A 19,817-nucleotide genomic window follows, 5' to 3' on the forward strand; every position below is an offset into this window, starting at 1 on the left:
ACAGAACGCTCCTATCGTTAGAAACCGTTGGACCTGCGGTTTCTCGCGAACCTACGGTTGAGGCATGACATTGAAAACTCGGCTGACCCGCCATTTCGGTATCGAGCATCCGGTGGTCCTGGCGCCGATGGACGATGTCGCCGACGCGCGTCTTGCCAGTGCCGTCAGCGCGGCGGGTGGCCTCGGCCTGCTCGGCGGCGGTTACACGAACGAGGTGTGGGTTCGCCGGCAGTTTGACCAGCTCAGCTCCGCCGTCGGGTGCGGCTTCATCACCTGGACCCTGAACGGCAAGGACCATGTCCTTGATTTCGCACTGGAGCAGAGTCCCGCGGCGATCTTTCTGTCTTTCGGAGACCCCGCGCCCTATGCGCCGCGTATCCGGGCCGCCGGAGTGCCTCTGATCTGCCAGGTCCACAACGTCGAGCAGGCTTCCCGGGCCATCGAGGTGGGCGCCGACGTCATCACCGCGCAGGGCGCAGAAGGGGGTGGACACGGAGCCGGACAACGGTCGACGTTCACGTTGGTTCCAGAGATCGCGGACCTTGTCGCGAAGAACGCGCCGCAGGTCCTGGTGCTGGCTTCGGGCGGAGTGACCGATGGCCGCACCCTGGCGGCGGCGCTGGCTCTGGGTGCGGACGGTGTGGTGGTCGGGACCCGGTTCTGGGCATCACAGGAAGCGGCGATCTCCCGGGTTGCTCAGCAGTACGCACTCCAGGCCGACGGCGACAGCACCATCCGTCAACACGTCTATGACATTGTGCGCGGCAAAGACTGGCCGTCTACCTATAGCGGCAGAGTGCTGCGCAACAGCTTTGTCGACAGATGGCACGGCCACGAGGACAAGCTCGCCGAACATCTCGAGCAGGCTCGGTCCGAATACCAGATCGGGGTGGCCGCCGAGGATTACCGCGTTGCCAATCTGGTCGTTGGCGAGGGCATCGGGCGGATACGGCATATCGAGAGTGCCGCAGACATCATCCATTCCATGGTGGCTCAGGCCGCCGCCATCAACCCGGCGTATCAAGGAGTCAGCACATGCCACTAGTGCGTATCGACGTTACTTCCGACCGGTCACGTGATCAGCAACGCGCCATCGCCGACGCCGTGCATGACGCCTTGGTCGAAGTGTTGAAAATCCCTGCACGAGACCGATTTCAGATCATCACGGGGCATGAGGCCGCCGACATCATCGCAGAGGATGCGGGACTGGGGTTCACGCGATCGGCCCGTGTGGTGATCGTGCACATCTTCACCCAGGCCGGCCGTACCGCGGAGACCAAGCAGCGGATCTTCGCCGAGCTGGCCAACAGGCTGGCCGCCGTCGATGTGGCGGGCGCGGATCTTTTCGTGGCGATCAGCGAAAATGGGCCGCAAGATTGGTCTTTCGGCTTCGGTAACGCGCAGTACGTTACCGGTGAGCTGGCTGTGCCCGCCGCGGCGAGCGCATGATGGACTCCTGACATGGAGCTCAGTGACATCACGCATTTCCTGGCAGTTGCCGAGGCCGGTGGCATCTCTCGCGCCTCGAAACAGCTACACACCGTGCAGTCCAACGTCAGCAGCCACATCAGGGCGCTAGAGGACGAGCTCGGCGTCGAGCTGTTCCGGCGACATGCCCGGGGCATGACTCTGACCAACGCAGGGGAGGCTTTTCGGCCCTACGCCGAGCGGCTTACGGCGCTGCTGCGTGAGGCGACCCAGGTGGTTGGCGACGAGGCCGAACCCACCGGAACACTGGCCATCGGCGCGATGGAAACCACAGCAGGACTGCGACTGCCGGACATCCTGGCCACATACGCCGCCGCCTGCCCTCGAGTGGATTTCACACTCACCACAGGCACCTCCGCCGAGCTGACCGGCATGGTGAACGATCGTCGGCTCGATGGCGGCTTCGTCTGCGGACCTGTCGAACACGACGCTCTCACAGCGAATGCGGCCTTCGTGGAAGAGCTGGTACTGGTCACCGCCCAACACCACGGCGACATCCGTGATGTCTTCGATTCCCCGGCACGCATGCTGGTCTTCCGCAACGGGTGTGCCTACCGAGAGAGGTTGCAGGAGATCTTCGCCGATCACGGCAACGCGGACCCGCAGGTTCTTGAATTCGGAAGTTTGGAGGGAATTCTCGGATGTGTCGCGGCCGATATGGGTGTGACGTTGCTTCCGGTCGCAGTGGTCATGGCCTCGCAGCGTGCAGCAGCGCTGCGGGTGCATCAGCTCCCGCCACTGCAGGCGCGAGTCGAGACGCTGTTCATCCGGCGAGCGGACTCGGTTGTCTCACCAGCGATGTCGCAGTTCCTTCGCCAGCTGCAGCGTGCCGGTTCACCCGCGGTGCTGCGCGCGGTCGGCCGGTGATTACTCGTAGCGTCCGTAGCCGGTGATACCCGAATCGTCGGCGGCCAGGTAGGTCGACAAGCCGACTCCGCGGCCCTCGCCACCACCGACGGTTGTCAGGGTGCCGTTGTCATTGATCAGCACGATGTTGACATGCTGGCCCTTGGGACTGGGCTCGTCGTACAACACCATGTCGCCAGGCTTCGGTGAGTACTCGGGGGTCTCGTAGCGCCCCTGCTCCTTGAGGTAGGCGGTCAGCGTCAATACCCCCGGGATGCGCCAATGCCCGGAGTTCGGGTTGGCGAACGGCCTGCCTGACGCGCGCATCACCCAACTGGTGAAGTCGGCGCACCAGGGCTCGTCGTTGCCCTCCGAGTACTTCACCATGCCCGCCTGCTCGGCGTATTCCTGCCCGAGGATCTGGACGACGGCGGCGCGTCCCGGGGACAGCGCAGTGGTGTCGACGACGGGAAACGACGGCGTTGCGGTGCGGGAACGGTAGAACCCGAGGGCAGCACCGGCCACCACGACAAGAGTTACGGCCAGGGCTACCAGGAGCAGCGCGCGGCGGATCGTCAGACGCATGCGATCCAGATTACGGAAATTTGCCGCACGGCTATGGGCCTAGGGTGCAAGGGTTCACCCCACAGAATCGGTTGGATGGCCAGGTCTCGTTCTCTGTGTCAATATGTCTGCGCCCGGGCCACTTTGGATTGTGGATTCGTTGGACGGTGCGGGCATACCGGGTGTGAATCCCGGCTAATCGAGGCCCTGGTAATCCGTGGTGGGCGGCGGCATCCTGCTCGGCAGGGTGCGCAGCGCTTGTGGGCGTAGAGAGGATCGTGATGTCGAAATCGAATATGGATCTCGGAGTGTTGGGGGTGTTGCCGGTTCGCGCCAGTGCGCTCAATTCCGCGCGTGCGGTGTCGGAATGGCTTCGGTTAGCCGGTACTGCCGAGCGCAGCCGCATGATCGCCCAGATGTCCAAAGAACAAATCGTGCATCTGGTTTCACTGCTGGATGAACAGTCCGGCCCCGAACTGCTGGGGTCCCTTGACGCGCACGCCGCGGCTCAGGTTGTGCGTGCTGCAGGTGTGGAACGGTGCGGCCGGTTCTTTGAGGCCCTCGACTACGACACGGCTGCCGACATTGTCCGGCAGTTGGGGGGTGTCCGCCGAAAAGCCCTCCTGCAGACCCTGAGCCCGGAGTACGTCGAGGCCCTCGAAGCGGTGTTGCAGTGGCCGCCGGAATCGGTAGCGGCTCACATGATTCCGGATGTGTTCACCATCGGTCCCGAGTTGAAGGTGCCCGCCGCCCAAGAATCCGTACGGGCGCAAAGCCGCGGCGCGGGCGGCAAAGTTCATGGTGGTATGGGCCAGATCTATGTCACCGACCCTGATCGGCACCTGCTAGCGGCGGTCGGCTTCGATGATCTTGTCCTGGCCGATCCGAATCAGACTGTCGCACAGTTCATGAGTGAGGACCCGATTCGGGTGGGTCCGCTTACCGACGCTGAGCGCGCTGCCCGAATTCTGATCGATTACGACCTGTTGGCATTGCCGATCGTCGATGATCAGGGCGAGGTGCTCGGGGTGTTGACCGCCGAGGCTGCCGACGACATCCTGATTGAAGAGGCCACCGAAGACGCGGAACGGCAAGGTGGTTCGGAGCCTCTTGACGTGCCCTACGTGCGTGCTTCGCCAGCACATCTATGGCGCAAACGCATTGTGTGGCTTCTGGTGTTGTTCATCGCCGAGGCGTACACCGGCACTGTGCTCAAGGCTTTCGAGGACGAGCTCGAGGCGGCGGTGTCGTTGGCCTTTTTCATTCCGCTGCTGATCGGTACCGGCGGAAACACCGGAACGCAGATCACCACCAGTTTGATACGCGCCATGGCCACCGGCCAGTTTCACATACGCGATTTGCCCCGCGTTCTGTTCAACGAATTGTCGACAGGTGTCCTTGTTGCGTTGACGATGGCAGGCGCAGGCATCATGCGGGCCTGGACACTCGGTGTCGGCAAGGAGATCGCTATCACGGTCTCTTTGACGCTCTTCGCCATCGTTTTATGGACAGCCCTGGTGGCATCGCTGCTGCCGCCCCTGCTCCAGAAGCTCAAGGTCGATCCCGCGGTGGTATCTGCCCCGATGATCACCACCCTCGTTGACGGGACCGGCCTGATCATCTACTTCCTCATCGCCCACGCGACGCTTCCGCAGCTGGCCGGCTTGTAGGGAGGTTTCCAGACTGCGCGGTATCGGTCGGCGGTAGCGTGCCGGAGGTGAACCTCAATGACTTCCAAGCGCTCTACGACTTGTCGGGACGTACCGCCATCGTCACCGGCGGCACTCGCGGAATCGGGTATGCGATCGCCGAGGCTCTCGGCGCCTGTGGGGCATCGGTCGTGGTGTCCAGCCGGAAGGCCGACGCCTGTAGCGCTGCGGCAAAGGAACTACAGGACAAGGGGTATCGCGCAGTTGGCGTGCCTGCCCACATGGGCGACCTGGGCGATATCGACAGGCTGGTCGCGAGCACGGTTGACGAGTATGGCGGTGTCGACATCGTGGTGAACGCCGCCGCGAACCCGGTCGCGCAGCCCATGGGCAGCTATACACCGGAGGCGCTGGGTAAGTCCTTCGACGTCAATGTGCGCGGTCCGGTGTTTCTGGTGCAGGCAGCGTTGCCGCATCTGACCGCCAGCGAGCATGCGTCGGTGCTCAACGTGGTATCGGTGGCGGCGTTCCAGTACGTGCCGATGCTGTCGATGTACGCGGCGATGAAGGCCACTCTCATGTCCTTCACCCGGTCGATGGCCGCCGAATACACCGGCCGCGGTATTCGGGTGAACGCGCTGGCTCCCGGCACGGTCGACACCTACATGCTGCAGCAGAATCCCCAGGAGGTCATCGACGCGATGGCCGCGCAATCCTTCATGGGCCGTGTGGCCCACACCGACGAGATGATCGGCCCGGCGCTGTTGCTGCTGTCGGACGCGGGTTCGTTCATCACGGGCCAGGTGATCGTGGCTGACGGCGGTGGCGGGGTTCAGCGTTAGGCGGGTATCCGAGTGCACTGAGCGGGCTGCCAGCGCTAGGCTCGTCACGTGGAGCCTGTCTATGGAACGGTGATCGGGCTTGCCCGCACCGTCTGGGCCGTTCAAGGCCTGAAATTCACCGTTACGGGTGTCGAGAACCTGCCGACCGAAGGCGGGGCGGTGGTGGCGATCAACCACACCGGGTACATGGATTTCACCTTCGCCGGGCTACCGGCGTTCCTTCAGAAAAAGGGACGCAAGGTGCGCTTCATGGCCAAGAAAGAAACCTTCGACAACAAGATCACCGGCCCCATCATGCGGGGCTGTCGACATATCTCCGTTGATCGCGTAGACGGCGCCGCGTCCTATGCCGAAGCGGTCGACAAGCTCAAGGCAGGTGAGCTGGTCGGGGTCTATCCGGAGGCCACCATCAGCCGCAGCTTCGAGATCAAGGAATTCAAATCGGGAGCGGCACGCATGGCCATCGAGGCCGGCGTGCCGATCGTTCCGCACGTCATCTGGGGCGCACAGCGCATCTGGACCAAGGGACATCCCAAGAATCTCGGTCGCACCAATACGCCGATCTCGATTGCGGTGGGCGCACCGATCCCGCCGACGTTGCCGGTTGCGGAGCTCACCGCGCTGCTGCACGCACGCATGCAGCATCTGCTGCTGGAGGTGCAGGACGATTACGGCCAGCATCCCGCTGGCGAGTACTGGGTGCCGCATCGGCTGGGCGGATCCGCGCCGACGCTGGCCGAGGCCGCGCAGTGGGACGCCCAGGACGCTGCCGAGCGCAAGGCACAGCGGGCGGCCCGCGAGGCAGAAAAGCAGGCCCAGCAGGATGGGGCACAGAAAGACGGCTAGATGGAACCGGTCTACCGACTCCTCGAAATCACGGCCAATACGGCGGTCCTCCTCACGGGGACCACGATCGGATATCGAGGTCTGGAGCAGGTTCCGTCCGGCGGAGGTGCGGTGATCGCGATCAACCACACCAGTTACGTTGACTTCCTTCCCGCCGGATTGGCGACGGTCCGCGCCGGACGGCGGCTGCGGTTCATGCTCAAGGCAGAGATGCAGGAGGTGCCCATCATGAACTTCCTGATCAAACATGCCAAGGCGATTCCCGTCGACCGCAGCGCGGGCCACGGGGCCTACGAAGCGGCGGTGGACAGCTTGCGCAGCGGCGAGATCGTCGGGGTGTATCCGGAGGCCACCATCAGCCGCAGCTTCGAGCTCAAGGAGTTCAAGAGCGGAGCCGCCCGAATGGCGCATGAGGCCGGTGTGCCGATCGTTCCACTCATCGTCTGGGGAGCTCAACGCATCTGGACCAAGGACCATCCAAAAAACTTGGGCCACAGCAAGATCCCCGTCAATGTCGCGGTCGGTCCGTCGCTGGACGCATCCTCGGATTTCGAGCACACGACCGCCCAGCTGCACGACGCCATGGAGCAGCTGCTGACCCAGGCGCAGCAGGACTACCCGGAAGAGCCCGGCGCGTACTGGCTGCCCAGACGCCTGGGCGGTAGCGCCCCCACACTGGAGGAAGCCGCCGCGCTCGATGCGGCGGAATTGGCAGAACGCGCCCGTAAGCGGGCCCAGAAGAAGACAGGCCCGAACCGCACGTGACTCCTCCCACCCTCATCGCGTCCGACGTGGACGGGACGCTGATCGATTCCGACGAGCTGCTGTCGCCGCGTACCCGGGCGGTCATCACCGCCGCGGTCGAATCGGGCAGCACATTCGTCCTGGCTACCGGCCGGCCGCCCCGTTGGATCACGCCCATCGTCGACGCCCTCGGCTTCGCGCCGATTTCGGTGTGCGCCAACGGCTCCGTTCTGTACGACGCGGGCAGTGACCGGATTCTCTCGGCGGCAACGCTCGGTCCGACGGAGCTCGCCGTGCTGGCCGAGGTTGCCCAAGCGGCCATTCCCGGAGTGGGCCTGGCGGTGGAGAGGGTCGGCCGTAGCGCACACGACGCCGCGACACCGCAGTTCGTCAGCTCGCCCGGATACGAGCATGCCTGGCTGAATCCCGATAATACCGAGGTATCGCTGGACGACCTGCTGAGCTTTCCCGCGGTGAAGCTGTTGGTGCGCAAGGCCGGAGCCCGTAGCGCAGACATGGCCGAGGTCCTCGCACCCCTGGTGACCGAGGCGGGTGCAGCCATCACCTATTCCACAGACAACGGGCTCATCGAGGTGATGCCCACCGGGATCAGCAAGGCCAGCGGAATCGCTGTGGTGGCAGATCAGGTTGGGGTACAGCCGGAATCGGTGATCGCCTTTGGCGATATGCCCAATGACGTAGCCATGTTGCGCTGGGCCGGGCACGGGGTGGCGATGGGTAACGCGCATCCGGATGCGCGGGCCGCCGCCGATGAGATCACTGCTACCAACGACGACGACGGTGTGGCCAAGGTTCTCGAACGCTGGTGGGGCTGAGTTCTTTTAGGTGCATCCGACGCTAGGCGGCGGGCACGAACTGCTCTACCGGGGGCGGCGGGGGAGCCGGTGCGGGCGGTGGCGGTGCCGCCGGTGCGGCAGGTGCTGAGAACTGTTCGGCCAGTGCGCTTTGTGCCACCGGTGCCACGCCGAGGATCTCGCGGGTCTCTCCGTTGATCACGCTTGACACCCGGCCACTGGCCCGGTCGTAGATCAGGGAGCCGTTCTGGAAGTTCTGCACGATGATGTTCGGTTCGCCCACTTCGTCGGTCACCGGGAGCCCCAGCGACCCGCGCTCGAAATCTGTTTCGGCCCAGGCGTGGTAGATCGCCCCGACAACGGGATGAGTGCCGGTGCCGGGAGAGAAGTACATAGCGCCATTGCGGAAGGTCGCGAAGCGGGCATCACCGGCGGCCTGCTGCTCAGTGGAAGTGGGCGCACCAAGGGAACTGTCGGTGCTGCCCAACCGCATCCAGGTGTCATAGATGGCGCCCCCACGCATCGCATCGACGAGATCAGGTGGCTCGCCGTTGGCGGCTCCTGCGGCGATATCGCGCAGGCGGGGTATCAAGCGGTACGCGGCCTCGCCCGGGCATTCGGTGTTACCGACGTCGCGGTGCGTGAAAATCGTTGGCAGCGTGACGACTTTTCCTCCGGGCACGGTGGTGAAGGGTCCGCCCTCGGATGCCAGGTCCACCTGGCCGCGCGGATCCACTCCGGCGAGCCGCAGACGCCAGCCCAGCATGCGGCCGGCGGATTGCAGCATTGCGGGAGAGGGCTCTTCGCGAGTGAAGTCGCCGATCAGTGCCAGCCCCCAGCTGTGCTCGTTGAATCCGCCGGTGTGTGCGCCCTGCACGTTATTGGTGATGCCGCCGAAACGGCCCTCGAAGATCTGTCCGTACTTATCCACCAGCACGTTGTAGGCGATGTCGCACCATTTGAGGGTTTTGGTGTGATACGCGTAGATCGCCCGGATGATGGCGGCGGAGTCGTAGGGCGAGTAGTTGTTGCTTCCGGCGGTGTGGTGGACCACTCCCGCACGCACGTCCCTGTTGTAAACCGGTGGGCACCGGTCCGACTCATTGGCTCCCCATTGGGCACGGGTGATGATGCGCGGGCCCGCCTGGGGCAGCGCTATCGGCGCCGACCAGCGCTCTTCGAACCGCGCGCCATCGGGTGGTGCCAGCTTGGGGCTGATCAAGATGGCGTCGAGTCCGGTGGTCAACGGCTGCTCGATGCTCGCCGGCCGGTACCCCAGGCCGGGGTCGCCGCCGCCGGTCTTCGGCGCCTTCACGTTCGCGCCGTATCGGGGTTGCACGGCGATCTGGGCGGAATGGGTCGAGCCGACGAATACCGGCTCTGTCGCCGCGGGGATTGCCTTGTCCTGGGCCACGGGGTCGCCGGACTCGACGGGGTGGAGCTCGTACCACTGCCCCCAACCGCCATCGGTCTGCTGCGCCCGCACGGAAACGTTGACGGAGGCCAGGTCCTCGCCGCGGACGGCGACAAGGCTGAAGGATTCGGTCTGCTGGATGTCGTGCACGGTGGCCGGTGTGTTCAGACCGGGTAACCCGACCTCCGCGGTCAGGACCTCGTGAGTCGCCGAATTCTGCAGCGACTGCGAGGTGATGGCGGTCTCTTCGGCCTGCTCGGTTTTGAGGTGATCGACCACGCTGACGGTCATTACCGTCGCGGTCGCGGCAAGAGCCAGCGCAAGCTGCCGTCGCATGGGCATCTTGCTGACTCGTACTGGCACGTCGTCTCTCCTGGATCACACCGGACGTGCCGCATGGAGCGACACGACCACCAGGGATGTTACGTATGGGACAAATGTGACTAGTGATTCGACACGCGCCGAATGTCGATCTTGATATTTAGCCGGTTGGCCAGACGCAACGACACCGCAGAGCCTCTGTGCCCTGCGGTGCCGTTTCGCTACCTAGTTTGTGTGTGACCTATCCGGCCGGCGGAGCCGCCGCGGAGGCGGCTGCCGGGATGGCACCCTTAATGAGGTCAACCGCCTGGGTGATGCCCAGCTGGTTCACGGCGCCCATCGCGTCGCTGATCAGGCTGCTGCCGCCGCCGAGTCCGCTGCCGCCCCCGAGCGCGCTGGGGGTGCCGAGGCCTGCCAGCGAGGGATCGGCAAGCGCCGGGTTGGTCAGGCCGGTGCCCAGGGCCGGGTTCGGCGTGATCGGGACCTCAGCGCCGGGGGAGGTCAGGCCCGCGGTCGATGCGGCCGGATCGGTGAGCGCCGGGTTCACGCCCGTCGGGCCGGTGCCGGTGAGACTCGGGGTGCTGGCCGGAGCTGCCGGGTTGGTCAGTCCGGGGTTAGTCAGTGCCGGGTCGGTGAGACTCGGGGTGGTGGTAGCGCCCGGGCTGGTGAGACCGGGGTTGGTCAGTGCCGGGTTGGTCAGCGACGACGACGGGCTGGTGAGCCCGCCCGGAGTGGTGAGCCCACCGGGCGAGGTCAGCGCGGGGTTGGCGCCGCCAAGGCTGCCGAGCCCTCCGCCACCCAGGCCGGGGATGTTGAGACCGGACAGCCCGGGGATCTGCACGCCGAACTGGGACGTCATCTGTTGAACAGCGCCCATGACCTCACCGGGGAGGTCGGACACGATCGCGGCCTGCACGAATTCCTGCTGTGAGGGTGCGGGCGCGGCGGCCTGGGTCATGTTGGTCGCGAGGGCAATGGCAAACGGACTTGCGACGGCCAGCGCGGCGACCGAGCTCAAGGCTGTCGAAAGCCGGCGGCGGCGACGATTAGGCACGGAAGTCTCCTCAATATCGGGTCGATCACTTATGGTGTTCTGCGGTTTTGCGTGTTCTGTCACGGGTTTTCCCGCGGGTGTCGGATCGGTGGATCGGCACCGGAACCGACGCTTTCGATGGTAACCAGAGTTACTGGTGTGACTAATGGGACGAAATCAAATCGTGAGCCAATTGCGACCGGATCCGTACCTGCGAACCCGGGTGCACCCGTTCTTCACAGGGCGGATGTCGCTGTCAGGGGCTTGCGGTACCGGTCCAGTACCCTGACTGCACGTGACCGGAGAAAACCAACAGTTCGACCTGATCGTTGTCGGATCCGGGTTTTTCGGCCTCACCATCGCTGAGCGCGCCGCGACCCAACTGAACAAGCGAGTGCTCGTCGTCGAGCGCCGTCATCACATCGGCGGTAACGCGTACTCCGAGCCTGAACCTCAGACGGGTATAGAGGTACACAAGTACGGAGCGCACCTGTTCCATACCTCTAATAAGAGGGTCTGGGACTACGTGCGGCAGTTCACCGAGTTCACCGGGTACCAGCATCGCGTCTTCGCGATGCACAACGGGCAGTCCTATCAGTTCCCGATGGGCCTGGGACTGGTGTCGCAGTTCTTCGGCCGCTACTTCACCCCCGACCAGGCGCGGGCGCTGATTGCCGAGCAGGCCGCCGAAATCGCCACCGAAGACGCGACCAACCTCGAGGAAAAGGCGATATCGCTCATCGGGCGCCCGCTGTACGAGGCGTTCGTGAAGGCGTACACCGCCAAGCAGTGGCAGACCGATCCCGTAGACCTACCGGCTGCCGTCATTAATCGCCTGCCGGTGCGCTACACCTTCGACAACCGGTACTTCAACGACACCTACGAAGGCCTGCCGGTCGACGGGTACACCGCCTGGCTGCAGAAGATGGCCGCCGACGACCGTATCGAGGTGCGCTTGGATACCGACTGGTTCCAGGTGCGGGACGATCTTCGCGCCGCGAACCCGTCGGCCCCCGTCGTGTACACCGGCCCGCTGGACCGCTACTTCGACTATGTTGACGGCCGATTGGGCTGGCGCACACTTGATTTCGAGGTCGAGGTGCTCGAGACCGGAGACTTCCAGGGCACCCCGGTGATGAACTACAACGACGCCGACGTGCCGTATACCCGGATCCACGAGTTCCGCCACTTCCATCCGGAACGGGCTTACCCAACCGATAAGACCGTCATCATGCGGGAATTCTCGCGGTTCGCCGAGGGGAACGACGAGCCGTACTACCCGATCAACACCGAATCCGATCGGGCCACCCTGGCCGCCTACCGCGCCCGCGCCAAGCAGGAGACAGCTTCGTCGAAGGTGCTGTTCGGCGGACGGCTAGGTACCTATCAATATCTCGATATGCACATGGCGATCGCCAGTGCGCTGAGCATGTACGACAACGTGCTTGCGCCGCATCTGGCCGACGGTGCTCCCTTGTCCGGAGGTGACGAATAATGAGTGACATCCCATTCGGTCCCATCGATTCGACGGAATCGCATGCGGTGAGCCTGCTGTCGCGGGTGATCCTGCCCCGGCCGGGCGAGCCACTCGACGTGCGCAAGCTCTACATCGTCGAGTCCGAGACCAACGACCGGCGTGCGCACGCACCCACCCGCACCACGCTGGAGATCGGGGCGGAGTCCGAGGTCTCGTTCGCCACCTATTTCAACGCGTTCCCGGCAAGCTACTGGCGGCGTTGGTCGACGTTGGAGAACGTCGTGCTGCACATCGAGCTGTCCGGTGCCGGTCGCGTGGACGTGTACCGGACCAAGGCGACCGGTGCGCGAATCACGGTGGGAGGCACTCAGTTCAGTGGTGCCAATGCGGTGATCGAATTCGAGATCGGCCTGGACGCCTTCGAAGACGGTGGCTGGATCTGGTTCGACATCACCACCGACACCGAGGTGGCAGTGCACAACGCGGGCTGGTACGCCGCGACCGCCGCACCCGGCCGGGCCAGCATCACCGTCGGTATCCCAACCTTCAACCGCCCCGGAGACTGCGTGAACGCCCTTAAGGCGCTCGCTTCGGATCCCCAGGTGGACAAGGTAATAACCGCCGTCATCGTCCCCGACCAGGGCACCAACAAGGCCAAGGACCATCCCGAGTGGGCGGCCGCAGCGGGGCCGCTCGGTGACCGCCTGCGGGTATACGACCAGCCGAACCTCGGCGGTTCGGGCGGCTACAGCCGGGTCATGTACGAGGCGCTCAAGAACACCGACTGCGAGCAGATCCTCTACATGGACGACGACATCCGGATCGAGCCGGATTCGATCCTGCGGGCGCTGGCGCTGAGCCGTTTCGCCAAGTCCCCCATGCTCGTCGGTGGCCAGATGCTCAACTTGCAGGAGCCCTCGCACCTGCATGTGATGGGTGAGATGGTCAACCGCGACAACTTCATGTGGACCAGCGCGCCATTCGCCGAGTACGACCACGACTTCGCCGAGGAGCCGCTGGCGGATTCTCCGGACCTGCACCGGCGCATCGATGTCGACTACAACGGCTGGTGGATGTGCATGATTCCCCGCGTGGTCGCCGAGGAACTCGGCCAGCCGTTGCCGTTGTTCATCAAATGGGACGACGCCGAGTACGGGATCCGCGCCAACGAACATGGTTACGGCACCGCGTCTATGCCGGGCACCGCGATCTGGCACATGGCCTGGAGCGACAAGGACGACGCCATCGACTGGCAGGCCTACTTCCACCTGCGTAACCGGCTGGTGGTCGCGGCTCTGCATTGGGACAACCCGATCCGCGGTCTGCTCGCCAGCTCGCTGAAGGCCACCTTCAAACACCTGCTGTGCCTGGAGTACTCGACCGTGGCCATCCAGAACCGGGCCATTGACGACTTCCTGGCAGGGCCCGGGCACATCGCGTCGATTCTCGAGTCGGCGCTGCCCGACGTGCGCAAGATGCGTCAGCAGTTCCCGGACGCCGTCGTACTCCCGACAGCCACCTCGCTGCCTTCGCCCTCCGGACGCCGCAAGGTGCACAAGCCACCGGTTTCCCTGCCCGCCATCGGGTTACGGCTCTCCCGCGGCGTGATCCACCAGCTGAAGAAGGAAAACCCCGAGCATCACGTGCGCCCGGAGCTGAACGTGGCGACCCAGGATGCCCGTTGGTTTCTACTGTGCCGTGTCGACGGCGTCACCGTCACCACCGCCGACGGGCGGGGCGTGGTGTACCGCCAGCGTGATCGGGCCAAGATGTTCGAGCTGCTGCGCGCGTCGGCGCGTCGCCACCTGCAGCTGATGCGTAATTTCAACAAGATGCGCAAGACCTACCGCAACGCGCTGCCGACGCTGACCAGTAAAGAGCAGTGGGAGAACATCCTCGGCATCGGTAAAGACGATCCAGCTGCTCGGTCGACATCGTCCGGGGTGAGTGCATGACCGGTCTGCTGCCGGGCGAGGTGACCGCGCCCCAGGGGGAGACTGCGGTTCTTGTCGCCGTGCAGTCGGCCCTCGCTGGTCGGCCCGGGGTGCTCAGCACCGCCCGCGGCCTGTCCCATTTCGGTGAGCACAGCATCGGCTGGGTGGCCGCGGCGCTGATCGGTGCCGCCATCAACTGGCGAGACAAGCCACGCAGGCGCAGCTGGTTGGCCGCGGGTGCCGGTGCCTTTGGTGCTCATGCCGCGTCGGTGGTCATCAAACGTGTGGTGCGCCGGCGGCGTCCCAGCCATGAGGCGGTGCGGGTGAACGTCGGTACCCCGAGCCGGTTGAGCTTCCCCTCCTCACACGCGACCTCGACCGCGGCCGCCGCGGTGCTTTTGGCGCCGCTGACCGGATTGCCGTTGCCCGCTCTGCTGATTCCGCCGATGGCGTTGTCGCGGTTGGTTCTTGGCGTGCACTACCCCACAGATGTGGCCGCCGGCGCTGCCCTGGGCGCGCTGATCGGTACGGCCGTTCGCCGGGCGGACTCGCGCCTGGCGCTCAAGGAGGAACAGATATGAGCGAGGAGCCGGCACCCACCGCAGGCCCGCCCAAGAATCTCGTCTCGGGGATCATCAAGGCGGTACGCCCGCGTCAATGGGTGAAGAATGTTCTGGTTTTCGCGGCGCCGTTGGCGGCGCTCGGCGACATTTCGCCGCACGACTACCGGGGCATTTTCATCCGGGTCGCCATCGCCTTTGTTGCCTTCAGCATGGCGGCGTCGTCGATCTACCTGATCAACGACGCCCGGGATGTCGAGGCCGACCGACAGCACCCCACCAAGCGGTTCCGGCCGATCGCCGCAGGGGTTCTGCCGATACCCGCCGCGTACGGGCTTGCGGTCGTGTTGGTGGCCGGATCATTGGGCATCGCCTCTCGGGTCAGCCTCAACCTGGTCATCGTGATAGCGATCTATATCGCCATCCAGCTGGCCTACTGTTTTGGCCTCAAACACCAGCCGGTCATCGACATCTGCATCGTCTCCTCGGCGTATCTCATTCGCGCGATCGCCGGTGGTGTGGCCGCTGGCGTGTATCTGTCGCAGTGGTTCCTGCTGATCATGGCCTTCGGGTCGCTCATGATGACCGCGGGTAAGCGCTATGCCGAATTGCAGATCGTCGAGAAGACCGGCGCCAAGATCCGTAAGTCGCTCGAGGGATACACATCCAGTTACCTGCGGTTCGTCTGGACGCTGTCGGCCACCGCGATCGTGGTCTGCTACGGACTGTGGGCCTTCGAACGTGACCACCGCGCCGGATCCTGGTTTGTGGCGTCGATGATCCCGTTCACCATCGCCATCCTGCGCTACGCGGTCGATGTCGACGGGGGCGAGGCAGGCGAGCCCGAGGAGATCGCTCTGGGGGACAGGGTGTTGCAATTCCTGTTCGTCGCATGGATCGGATCGCTCGGTGCGGCCTTCTACTTCTCCTAACCCCCAACCCGGCCCGGGCACGAATGGCCTGACCCGCTTCACGGTGTGGGTCAGCGTCCTTACCGTGACTGTGTTGTTCGGCTGGGGGGCCTGGCAGCGGCGTTGGATCGCCGATGACGGTCTCATCGTGCTGCGTACCGTGCGAAATCTGCTGGCGGGCAACGGACCCGTCTTCAACAAGGGAGAACGGGTAGAGGCCAACACCTCCACGGTGTGGACCTACCTGACATATCTGGGCGGCTGGGCCGGCGGAGGTATTCGCCTGGAGTACGTGGCGTTGGCCCTGTCGCTGGTGCTCAGCCTGGTCGGCGTCGCGCTGGCGATTCTGGGCACCGCCCGGTTGTACGCGCCGCTGCTTGCCGGACGTGCCGCGGTCATGGTGCCCGCCGGAATGCTGGTGTACATCGCCATCCCACCGGCCCGCGATTTCGCCACCTCCGGCCTGGAAAACGGTTTGGTGCTGGCATATTTGGGCGGACTGTGGCTCATGATGGTGATCTGGGCGCAGGCCGTGCGCGCGCCCGTGACCCTTGATCGACGCGGCGGCCCACATCAGCCGGTAGATCCGCGGATCGTGCATGCCGACCGAAAAGACCAGAAAGACGTTCTCAGCAGACGATTCACGATAGGGCTGGCCTTCATGGCCGGGCTGAGCGTGCTGATCCGTCCGGAGCTGGCCCTCGTCGGGGGCGGCTTCCTGGTGATGATGCTGGTCGCCGCCCGTGGGTTCACCAGCCGGGTGTACATCGTGGCGGCCGGCGGAGCGCTGCCCGTGCTGTACCAGATTTTCCGGATGGGCTACTACGGCCTCTTGGTGCCCAGTACGGCGATCGCCAAGGACGCCTCGGGCTCTAAATGGGGGCAGGGCTTCGTCTACCTGCAAAACATGAACTCCCCGTACCTCATCTGGGTGCCGACGGTGCTGCTCATCGCGCTCGGGGTGGCTGCCTATCAGGCCCGCCGAGGTCAATGGTGGGTGCGTCAGGTGGCTGCCCCCGGTTACGGGTGGTTGGCGCGGCTTGTCCAAAACCCCACCGCCGTAGTCATTTTCATGCTTGCAAGCGGATTCATCCAGGGTGTGTACTGGATCCGTCAGGGCGGGGACTTCATGCACGCGCGCGTGCTGTTAACCCCGGTGTTCTGCATGCTGCTCCCCATCGCGGTGGTTCCGCTGGCGGCGCCGGACAGTGCGGCCTTCACGCCCAAGCAGGCTCGGCTGCTCACCGGGGCCACCATCGGGCTTTTCGCGGGTATCGCCGGTTGGGCGTTGTGGGTGGCGAACTCGCCGGGAATGGGAGGTGACGGCACCAAGGTCACCTACAGCGGCATCGTCGACGAGCGGCGCTTCTACGCGCAGGCGACCGGCGTCGCGCATCCGCTGACCGCCGCGGACTACCTGAACTACCCGCGCATGCGGGCCGTGCTGGTGGCGATCGATAACACCCCCGATGGCGCTTTGTTGCTGCCGTCGGGGAACTACGACCAGTGGGATGTGGTGCCGGCCATCCCGCCGCCGCCCCCGATCCCACACGATTACCGCGGGCCGCACGCGGTTCTGTTCACCAACTTGGGCATGCTCGGCATGAACCTGGGTCTGGATGTGCGGATCGTGGACCAGATCGGGTTGGCCAATCCATTGGCCGCGCACACCACGCGCATCACGGATGGACGCATCGGCCACGATAAGGATCTGTTCCCGGAGTGGATGATTGCGGACGGGCCCTGGCTTAAGCGGTACCCTTACATCCCGCGGTATCTCAGCCAGGACTGGGTCGCCGAGGCCGTGGAGGCGCTCAAATGCCCGCGGACCGAAGCGATGTTGGGTTCGATACGGCGGCCTCTCTCACCTCGGCTTTTCGTGTCGAATCTGGTGCACTCCGCGGAGTTCACCACGTACCGGTTCGACCGTGTTCCCCGTCTTGAGCTGGCTCGATGCGGTCTGCCGATGCCGAAGCTGGATACCCCGCCGTACACTGGGCTTCCGGCGACCGGTCCCTAGAGCGATCCCGCCCGGGTCCTCGAAGCGACCGCGCCTGCGGGTTTCTGTGTCCGAATCGAGATCCCAATTAGGTAACGCCGCGGCCCCGTCGTCGCGATACGAAGACGACCGTGTCAGACACTTCAGACGCAATGTTGCGTTACAGAAGTGACAATTGTGACTTCCCCCAATGAAACGGATGGACCCCAGATGAGCGTGCGCGTGAGAGCCCGCCGCGTGCTGACGGCCCTGTTAGCGGCGTTTGTGATGCCCGTGGCAATGGCCGCGGGCTTGGCGATCAACCCTGCCACTGCGCACGCCTTTTCGCGTGAGGGACTTCCGGTCGAATACCTGGACGTCTACTCCAATTCAATGGGACGCAACATCCGCGTCGAGTTCATGGGCGGGGGACCCAAAGCGGTTTACCTGCTCGACGGACTTCGCGCCCAAGACGACTTCAATGGCTGGGATATCAACACCGCGGCCTTCGAGTGGTTCTACCAATCGGGGATTTCGGTGGTCATGCCCGTAGGCGGCCAGTCGAGCTTCTACACCGACTGGTACTCGCCGTCGGCGCTCAATAAGCAGCCATACACGTACAAGTGGGAAACATTCCTCACTCAGGAATTGCCTGCTTACCTGGCCACCAATAAGCAAATATCGGCCACAGGTAATGGTGTGGTGGGACTCTCGATGAGTGGTGGTGCGGCGTTGATCCTGGCCGCCTATCACCCCGCGCAATTCAGATTCGCGGGCTCGCTTTCCGGGTTCCTCAACCCATCGACCATCTTTATGACCAACGCGATCCGGGTCGCGATGCTCGACGCCGGTAGTTACAGCGTCGACAACATGTGGGGCCCGCCGTGGGATCCGGCGTGGCGGCGCAACGATCCCACCGTGCAGGTCCAGGGGTTGGTCGCGGCCGGTACCCGCCTCTACATCTACTGCGCTCCTGGTGGTTCGACACCCATCGACGAAAACGCCGATGCGGGTGTCGCCCTGAGCGCGAGCAGCTTGGAGTCGCTGGCCGTCAGCGGTAACAAGAGGTTCCAACAGGCGTATGCCGCCGCCGGCGGCAGCAACGCCACATTTGTCTTCCCCTCGTCCGGGAATCACTCCTGGCCGTATTGGGGACAGCAACTGCAGGCCCTCAAGGGTGATCTGATAGCCACTATCAATGGCTAGGGTCTCGGGGCACCTTGAGAAGGTCCGCAGGCGCACATGGTGATGGTGCTGACAGGTTCAAAGATGTGGTTGACTACCGCGCGAGTATGCGATGGGCGTCCATCAAATCCCTTGACCTGCGCGTGGGAAATCGATTGAAACAGATGGGAAAACGAAGTAAATGAAGCTCTTTTCGAAGATGCGCGGTGCTACCGCGCGTCGGCTGGCTGTGGTTGCCACGGCTGCGGCCGTGCTGCCGGGTCTTGTCGGCGTCGCCGGTGGTTCGGCGATTGCGGGCGCCTTCTCGCGTCCCGGGCTTCCGGTCGAGTACCTGCAGGTGCCGTCGGCGTCGATGGGCCGCGAGATCAAGGTTCAGTTCCAGCCCGGTGGCACCAAGGCTGTCTACCTGCTTGACGGTCTGCGTGCGCGCGATGACTTCAGCGGCTGGGACATTGAGACCACCGCGTTCGAGGACTACTACCAGTCCGGTATCTCCATGGTCATGCCCGTCGGTGGACAGTCCAGCTTCTACACGGACTGGTACCAGCCCGCCAAGGGCAAGGACGGCGTCTGGACCTACAAGTGGGAGACCTTCACCACTCAGGAGCTCCCGGCGTATCTGGCTGCCAACAAGGGCATCTCGCAGACCGGTAACGCTGTTGTCGGTCTCTCGATGGGTGCCTCGGCTGCACTGACCCTGTCGATCTACCACCCGCAGCTGTTCGTTTACGCGGGTGCGCTGTCGGGCTTCCTGAACCCGTCGGACATGAAGTTCCAGATCGGTATGGCCATGGGTGACGCCGGTGGCTTCAGCGCGTCGGACATGTGGGGCCCGGACAGCGATCCGGCCTGGCAGCGCAACGACCCGTTCCTGAACATCCAGAAGATCATCGACAACGGCACGCGCCTGTGGATCTACTGCGGCACCGGTGACTCCACCGACCTGGACGCCACCCGCAACGGTTTCGAGAACTTCACCGGCGGCTTCCTCGAGGGCATGGCCATCGGTTCGAACAAGAAGTTCGTCGAGGCCTACACCGCGGCCGGCGGCAAGAACGCCCACGTGGAGTTTCCTCCGGGCGGCATCCACAACTGGACCTACTGGGGCCAGCAGTTGCGGGCCATGAAGTCTGACATGGTCGCCTACCTGCAGAGCCACTAGGCCTAAGCAGTCGAAAGAGCGGTGGTCACCCTGTCTTTGACAGGTGGC

At 64.4% G+C, this 19,817-nt stretch carries 18 protein-coding genes; 15 read left to right on the top strand and 3 right to left on the bottom strand.

All coding sequences use genetic code 11. From position 1 onward, the window contains the following. The first annotated feature begins 64 nt into the window (after nucleotides 1-64). From BB28_RS00790 to BB28_RS00800, 3 genes are read left to right on the top strand one after another with little or no spacing between them, the layout of a single operon-like run. Nucleotides 65-1,045 (top strand): NAD(P)H-dependent flavin oxidoreductase, encoded by a 981-nt coding sequence (locus tag BB28_RS00790; protein WP_046252129.1) that lies wholly within the window; start codon nucleotides 65-67, stop codon nucleotides 1,043-1,045. Beyond that, nucleotides 1,036-1,449 carry a tautomerase family protein gene (locus tag BB28_RS00795; protein ID WP_046252130.1) on the top strand — a complete coding sequence of 138 codons (414 nt, stop codon included), beginning with the start codon at nucleotides 1,036-1,038 and terminating at the stop codon, nucleotides 1,447-1,449. Before BB28_RS00790 ends, BB28_RS00795 begins: the two co-directional genes overlap by 10 nt. Nucleotides 1,450-1,461: 12 nt before the next feature. Then, entirely contained in the window at nucleotides 1,462-2,355 is an 894-nt protein-coding gene (locus BB28_RS00800; protein WP_046252131.1) for a LysR family transcriptional regulator, read from the top strand. Here BB28_RS00800 and BB28_RS00805 read toward each other — a convergent pair whose 3' ends face one another. Next, a complete protein-coding gene (locus BB28_RS00805; RefSeq protein ID WP_046252132.1) occupies nucleotides 2,356-2,919 on the bottom strand; it encodes a CHAP domain-containing protein in 564 nt (187 codons plus the stop codon). A gap of 260 nt (nucleotides 2,920-3,179) precedes the next feature. On the opposite strand from BB28_RS00805, the gene mgtE reads away from it, so the two are divergent. Genes mgtE through BB28_RS00830 form a run of 5 tightly spaced genes read left to right on the top strand, consistent with a single transcriptional unit; the run spans nucleotide 3,180 to nucleotide 7,815 of the window. After that, the gene (mgtE, locus tag BB28_RS00810) at nucleotides 3,180-4,568 is read left to right on the top strand and encodes a magnesium transporter (RefSeq protein WP_225421970.1); all 1,389 of its coding nucleotides are present in this window, start codon (nucleotides 3,180-3,182) and stop codon (nucleotides 4,566-4,568) included. Between the two features lie 47 nt (nucleotides 4,569-4,615). Beyond that, nucleotides 4,616-5,389, top strand: a complete 774-nt coding sequence (locus tag BB28_RS00815) for an SDR family NAD(P)-dependent oxidoreductase (protein WP_046255425.1) — start codon at nucleotides 4,616-4,618, stop codon at nucleotides 5,387-5,389. Nucleotides 5,390-5,437: 48 nt separating this feature from the next. Continuing rightward, on the top strand, nucleotides 5,438-6,235 hold the full coding sequence (locus BB28_RS00820; protein ID WP_030096121.1) for a lysophospholipid acyltransferase family protein: 798 nt from the start codon (nucleotides 5,438-5,440) through the stop codon (nucleotides 6,233-6,235). After that, on the top strand, nucleotides 6,236-7,000 hold the full coding sequence (locus tag BB28_RS00825; RefSeq protein WP_046252134.1) for a lysophospholipid acyltransferase family protein: 765 nt from the start codon (nucleotides 6,236-6,238) through the stop codon (nucleotides 6,998-7,000). Then, on the top strand, nucleotides 6,997-7,815 hold the full coding sequence (locus BB28_RS00830; RefSeq protein ID WP_046252135.1) for a Cof-type HAD-IIB family hydrolase: 819 nt from the start codon (nucleotides 6,997-6,999) through the stop codon (nucleotides 7,813-7,815). Before BB28_RS00825 ends, BB28_RS00830 begins: the two co-directional genes overlap by 4 nt. 22 nt (nucleotides 7,816-7,837) lie before the next feature. On the opposite strand, the gene BB28_RS00835 is transcribed toward BB28_RS00830, so the two are convergent. Then, nucleotides 7,838-9,550, bottom strand: coding sequence for an N-acetylmuramoyl-L-alanine amidase (locus BB28_RS00835; protein WP_109550436.1), 1,713 nt, complete (start codon nucleotides 9,548-9,550; stop codon nucleotides 7,838-7,840). A gap of 220 nt (nucleotides 9,551-9,770) precedes the next feature. Next, nucleotides 9,771-10,583 (bottom strand): hypothetical protein, encoded by an 813-nt coding sequence (locus BB28_RS00840; RefSeq protein WP_046252137.1) that lies wholly within the window; start codon nucleotides 10,581-10,583, stop codon nucleotides 9,771-9,773. Nucleotides 10,584-10,857: 274 nt separating this feature from the next. On the opposite strand from BB28_RS00840, the gene glf reads away from it, so the two are divergent. The 7 genes from glf (at nucleotide 10,858) to BB28_RS00875 (ending at nucleotide 19,769) form a co-directional block, all read left to right on the top strand. Next, the gene (gene glf / locus BB28_RS00845; protein WP_046252138.1) at nucleotides 10,858-12,057 is read left to right on the top strand and encodes a UDP-galactopyranose mutase; all 1,200 of its coding nucleotides are present in this window, start codon (nucleotides 10,858-10,860) and stop codon (nucleotides 12,055-12,057) included. Next, nucleotides 12,057-13,994: a glycosyltransferase gene (locus tag BB28_RS00850; RefSeq protein ID WP_046252139.1), complete on the top strand. Its 1,938-nt coding sequence runs from the start codon at nucleotides 12,057-12,059 to the stop codon at nucleotides 13,992-13,994. The genes glf and BB28_RS00850 overlap by 1 nt, the downstream gene beginning before the upstream one ends. Continuing rightward, nucleotides 13,991-14,554 carry a phosphatase PAP2 family protein gene (locus BB28_RS00855; RefSeq protein WP_046252140.1) on the top strand — a complete coding sequence of 188 codons (564 nt, stop codon included), beginning with the start codon at nucleotides 13,991-13,993 and terminating at the stop codon, nucleotides 14,552-14,554. The genes BB28_RS00850 and BB28_RS00855 overlap by 4 nt, the downstream gene beginning before the upstream one ends. After that, complete coding sequence (locus tag BB28_RS00860; protein WP_046252141.1) at nucleotides 14,551-15,465, top strand: decaprenyl-phosphate phosphoribosyltransferase; 915 nt, start codon at nucleotides 14,551-14,553, stop codon at nucleotides 15,463-15,465. Before BB28_RS00855 ends, BB28_RS00860 begins: the two co-directional genes overlap by 4 nt. Beyond that, nucleotides 15,443-17,464 carry a terminal beta-(1->2)-arabinofuranosyltransferase gene (gene aftB, locus BB28_RS00865; protein ID WP_109550434.1) on the top strand — a complete coding sequence of 674 codons (2,022 nt, stop codon included), beginning with the start codon at nucleotides 15,443-15,445 and terminating at the stop codon, nucleotides 17,462-17,464. Before BB28_RS00860 ends, aftB begins: the two co-directional genes overlap by 23 nt. A gap of 189 nt (nucleotides 17,465-17,653) precedes the next feature. Further along, nucleotides 17,654-18,628, top strand: coding sequence for an alpha/beta hydrolase (locus BB28_RS00870; RefSeq protein WP_046252143.1), 975 nt, complete (start codon nucleotides 17,654-17,656; stop codon nucleotides 18,626-18,628). Between the two features lie 160 nt (nucleotides 18,629-18,788). Then, nucleotides 18,789-19,769 carry an esterase family protein gene (locus tag BB28_RS00875; RefSeq protein WP_046252144.1) on the top strand — a complete coding sequence of 327 codons (981 nt, stop codon included), beginning with the start codon at nucleotides 18,789-18,791 and terminating at the stop codon, nucleotides 19,767-19,769. The last annotated feature ends 48 nt before the right edge of the window (nucleotides 19,770-19,817 follow it).

Origin of the sequence: Mycobacteroides chelonae CCUG 47445 (assembly GCF_001632805.1) — a bacterium.
Lineage (GTDB): Bacteria > Actinomycetota > Actinomycetes > Mycobacteriales > Mycobacteriaceae > Mycobacterium > Mycobacterium chelonae.

Excerpts from the sequence above, each read along its gene's own strand:
- BB28_RS00790 (WP_046252129.1), top strand. The coding sequence starts at position 65 with ATGACATTGAAAACTCGGCTGACCCGCCATTTCGGTATCGAGCATCCG.
- BB28_RS00795 (WP_046252130.1), top strand. The coding sequence starts at position 1,036 with ATGCCACTAGTGCGTATCGACGTTACTTCCGACCGGTCACGTGATCAG.
- BB28_RS00800 (WP_046252131.1), top strand. The coding sequence starts at position 1,462 with ATGGAGCTCAGTGACATCACGCATTTCCTGGCAGTTGCCGAGGCCGGT.
- BB28_RS00805 (WP_046252132.1), bottom strand. The coding sequence starts at position 2,919 with ATGCGTCTGACGATCCGCCGCGCGCTGCTCCTGGTAGCCCTGGCCGTA.
- mgtE (WP_225421970.1), top strand. The coding sequence starts at position 3,180 with ATGTCGAAATCGAATATGGATCTCGGAGTGTTGGGGGTGTTGCCGGTT.
- BB28_RS00825 (WP_046252134.1), top strand. The coding sequence starts at position 6,236 with ATGGAACCGGTCTACCGACTCCTCGAAATCACGGCCAATACGGCGGTC.
- BB28_RS00835 (WP_109550436.1), bottom strand. The coding sequence starts at position 9,550 with ATGCCCATGCGACGGCAGCTTGCGCTGGCTCTTGCCGCGACCGCGACG.
- BB28_RS00850 (WP_046252139.1), top strand. The coding sequence starts at position 12,057 with ATGAGTGACATCCCATTCGGTCCCATCGATTCGACGGAATCGCATGCG.
- BB28_RS00855 (WP_046252140.1), top strand. The coding sequence starts at position 13,991 with ATGACCGGTCTGCTGCCGGGCGAGGTGACCGCGCCCCAGGGGGAGACT.
- BB28_RS00860 (WP_046252141.1), top strand. The coding sequence starts at position 14,551 with ATGAGCGAGGAGCCGGCACCCACCGCAGGCCCGCCCAAGAATCTCGTC.
- BB28_RS00870 (WP_046252143.1), top strand. The coding sequence starts at position 17,654 with ATGAGCGTGCGCGTGAGAGCCCGCCGCGTGCTGACGGCCCTGTTAGCG.
- BB28_RS00875 (WP_046252144.1), top strand. The coding sequence starts at position 18,789 with ATGAAGCTCTTTTCGAAGATGCGCGGTGCTACCGCGCGTCGGCTGGCT.